Source organism: Thermosynechococcus sp. OHK43, from assembly GCF_014466085.1.
In the GTDB taxonomy this organism is placed as follows: domain Bacteria; phylum Cyanobacteriota; class Cyanobacteriia; order Thermosynechococcales; family Thermosynechococcaceae; genus Thermosynechococcus.
The window spans coordinates 1-3,688 of record NZ_JACOMP010000023.1 but is presented as its reverse complement, the minus strand read 5'-3'; the positions used below and the strand labels follow the sequence as shown (position 1 = coordinate 3,688).

At 52.7% G+C, this 3,688-nt stretch carries 3 protein-coding genes; 2 read left to right on the top strand and 1 reads right to left on the bottom strand.

Annotation, left to right across the window (positions count from 1 at the left end; genetic code table 11):
- Positions 1-353, top strand: a 353-nt coding sequence (locus tag H8Q75_RS01130; protein WP_297039737.1) for an ABC transporter substrate-binding protein, incomplete at its 5' end; no start/stop codon positions are given.
- A 129-nt stretch (positions 354-482) separates the two neighbouring features.
- Positions 483-2,072, top strand: a complete 1,590-nt coding sequence (locus tag H8Q75_RS01125) for a glycoside hydrolase family 57 protein (protein ID WP_024125008.1) — start codon at positions 483-485, stop codon at positions 2,070-2,072.
- A gap of 12 nt (positions 2,073-2,084) precedes the next feature.
- Here H8Q75_RS01125 and ffh read toward each other — a convergent pair whose 3' ends face one another.
- Entirely contained in the window at positions 2,085-3,494 is a 1,410-nt protein-coding gene (gene ffh, locus H8Q75_RS01120) for a signal recognition particle protein (protein WP_024125007.1), read from the bottom strand.
- Between the last annotated feature and the right edge of the window lie 194 nt (positions 3,495-3,688).

Genomic DNA, 3,688 nt, shown 5'->3' with positions numbered 1-3,688 from the left:
TGTGTACCGCCGGCAAGCATTCCCCCTACATTGAGTGGTCAACCCTGCTGACGATCGACCCCGAAGTAATCCTTGTCATGCCCTGTGGTTTTGACCTGGAACGCACCCAGCAAGAGCTTGACCAAGCATTGCAAACCCATCCCCAGTGGCAGCAATTGCGTGCCCTGCAAACCGGTCAACTGTACATTGTGGATGGCAACGCCTATTTCAACCGTCCGGGGCCTCGCCTAGTGGATTCCCTAGAAATTCTGGTTGAGATTCTCCATCCCTGCCCAGAACCGAAATTCTGCGGCGTGGGTTGGCGGCCATACCGGCCATACGTAGTACCCTCCATGGCAAAAATGTCAGACTAACGATAAATGTGAAGAAAAGATAAAAATGACCCGTTGCAGATTTGGCTATTTCGCCTAAGATGGGGGAAACTCAACTGATCTCATTGATCCCCCGCCGTTGTCCCAAATACATCAATAGGCAAACTTCCTATGGCAATTGGTTATTTAGCGCTGGTTTTGCATGCTCACCTCCCCTTTGTCCGCCACCCCGAGAGTGACTACGTTTTAGAAGAAGAGTGGCTCTTTGAGGCGATTACGGAAACCTATGTGCCCCTGATCCGGATGTTTGAGGGGCTAAAGCGTGACGGCGTAGACTTCAAAATCACAATGAGTATGACGCCGCCATTAATTTCAATGCTGCGGGATCCGCTGTTGCAGGAACGCTACGATCAGCACTTGGCAAAACTAGAGGAACTGGCGGAACTAGAGGTAGAGCACAATACCTACAATGGCCATATCCGCTACCTAGCCGAGCACTATGCCCAAGAATTCAACCGCGTACGGCAGACATGGGAAAACTACGATCGCGACCTCATCAAGGCCTTTAAGCAGTTTCAAGACACTAATAACCTGGAAATCATTACCTGTGGTGCCACCCACGGCTACCTGCCCCTAATGAAAATGTATCCCCAAGCGGTGTGGGCACAACTACAGGTGGCCTGTGAGCACTACGAGCAAACCTTTGGGCGTCCACCCAAGGGCATCTGGCTACCAGAGTGCGCCTACTACGAAGGCCTAGAGCGAATGCTGGCGGATGCTGGTTTGCGCTATTTCATTACCGATGGCCACGGTATTCTCTATGCTCGTCCCCGCCCTCGCTTTGGCACCTATGCCCCCATTTTTACCGAAACTGGGGTGGCTGCCTTTGGCCGTGATCACGAATCCTCCCAGCAGGTGTGGTCATCGGAGGTGGGCTATCCGGGGGCACCTGAATACCGTGAGTTTTACAAGGACTTGGGTTGGGAAGCGGACTACGAATACATCAAGCCCTATATCATGCCCAATGGCCAACGCAAAAATACCGGGATTAAGTACCACAAAATTACTGGGCGTGGCCTTGGTCTAGGGGATAAGCAGCTCTATGACCCCTACTGGGCACGGGAAAAAGCTGCCGAACACGCTGCCAATTTCATGTTCAACCGCGAAAACCAAATTCGCTACCTGTACCAACTGATGCAGCGTCCGCCGATTGTGGTCTCTCCCTACGATGCTGAACTCTATGGCCACTGGTGGTATGAAGGGCCTTGGTTCCTTGACTTTCTCTTCCGCAAGGTCTGGTTTGACCAAGACACCTTTACCATGACCCACTTGGCAGACTATCTGCGCGCCCATCCCACCCAGCAGGTGTGCCGTCCTTCCCAGTCCAGTTGGGGCTACAAGGGCTTTCATGAATATTGGCTGAATGACACCAATGCTTGGATTTACCCTCACCTCCATAAGGCTGCTGAACGGATGATCGAACTGGCCAAAGGGGAGCCGTGGGATGAACTGAGTTGGCGTGCCCTCAACCAAGCGGCACGGGAATTGCTCCTTGCCCAATCCTCCGACTGGGCCTTTATTATGCGGACGGGAACGATGGTGCCCTATGCGGTTCGCCGCACCCGTAGCCACCTGATGCGCTTCCACAAGCTCTACGATGACATCAAGGCACAAAAAATTGATGCCGGCTGGCTGGAAAAGGTGGAAGCGATTGACAATATCTTCCCCCACATTAACTATCGGGTCTATCGCCCCTTGTAGTCAGGGCAGTGCTTAGAGAACACCAAAGCCCTTGCGTTTCTTTTGCTTCTTGGGCTTTTTGGCAGTCTGGGCACGTCCCCCTCGACCCATTGGGTTCAGACCCGGCATCCCCATTCCCGGAAAGCTCCCTTGACCCATCTGCTGCATCAGCGATCGCATGCGTTGGAAATCGCTGACCAACTTTGTAACATCGGCTACTTGATAACCGGAACCTTTGGCCACCCGTTCACGGCGACTGGGGGAACTGGCAAGAAGTTCAGGATTGCGGCGCTCTTCGCGGGTCATGGAGTTAATCATTGCTTCTGCCCGTTTCAGTTGCTGTTCCCCCTGCTGGAGTTGCTCCGTTGAAATTTTATTCATGCCGGGGATGAGCTTCATAATTCCCGCCAGGGAACCCATATTTTTTAGCAAGCGCAGTTGCTTGAGGAAGTCATCAAAGTCAAACTGGGCTTCGAGGATTTTGCGGGACATTTTTTCGGCATCGGCCAAGTCCACTTCCTCTTGGGCTTTTTCGACAAGGGTGAGGACATCCCCCATCCCCAAGATGCGCGAAGCCAAGCGATCGGGATAGAAAGGCTGGAGAGCTTCGACTTTTTCACCAACACCAATAAACTTAATCGGCTGTCCAGAGACCTGACGCACCGAGAGAGCTGCGCCACCGCGTGTATCGCCATCTAGCTTGGTGAGAATGGCCCCCGTAATCCCCACCTGCTCATGGAAAGCACGGGTGAGGTTGGCCGCCTCTTGCCCGGTCATCGCATCCACCACCAAGAGGGTTTCGTGGGGTTGTACTGCTTCCTTAATGGCCGCCAGTTCTGCCATCATCTCGGCATCAATTTGTAGGCGCCCCGCAGTGTCAATAATCACGGTATCCACACCCAGTTCCTTGGCTTTGGCCACCCCTTGGCGAGCAATTTCCACAGGGCTAACCTCTGTACCCATTTCAAACACGGGCACATCAATTTGTTTGCCAAGGGTCATCAACTGGTCAATGGCAGCGGGACGATAGACATCGGTAGCCACCAACAGAGCACTGCGGCCTTCTTTGCGTAGGTGCAGAGCTAACTTTGCGGTGGCGGTGGTTTTCCCCGTTCCCTGTAAACCCGCCATGAGAATAATCGTGGGTGGTGACTCCCCGTGAGCAAGGGGACTGTGGGATTCCCCCATGACCTCAACGAGGGCATCATAAACAATTTTGATAAATTGCTGATCGGGACGAACCCCGGCAATGACTGTGGCACCGATCGCCCGCTGACGGACGTTTTCAATAAAGTCTTTGGCGACCTGTAGGTTGACATCGGCCTCTAATAGGGCGCGCCGCACTTCCCTAAGAGCTTCCTGGATATTGTTTTCCGTAATTTTGTCTTGACCCCGTAGGGTTTTCCAAGCAGATTCAAGGCGTTCGGCAAGGGCGTCAAACATGGATTACAGCTCAAGGGGTGACAATCATTCTATTAGTCTTAGCCTATTTATCCTAGCAAACCCTCTTCCCCATACAGTCTTTGCTGCCGATTTAAGCAGCGGACTGTGAGTTGCAATTTGTAGCAAAGTTAGCAGTTGCAGTCAACTATATCCGCTAGGCTTTCACGATAAAATGAAAGCACTAGGGTTGGAGT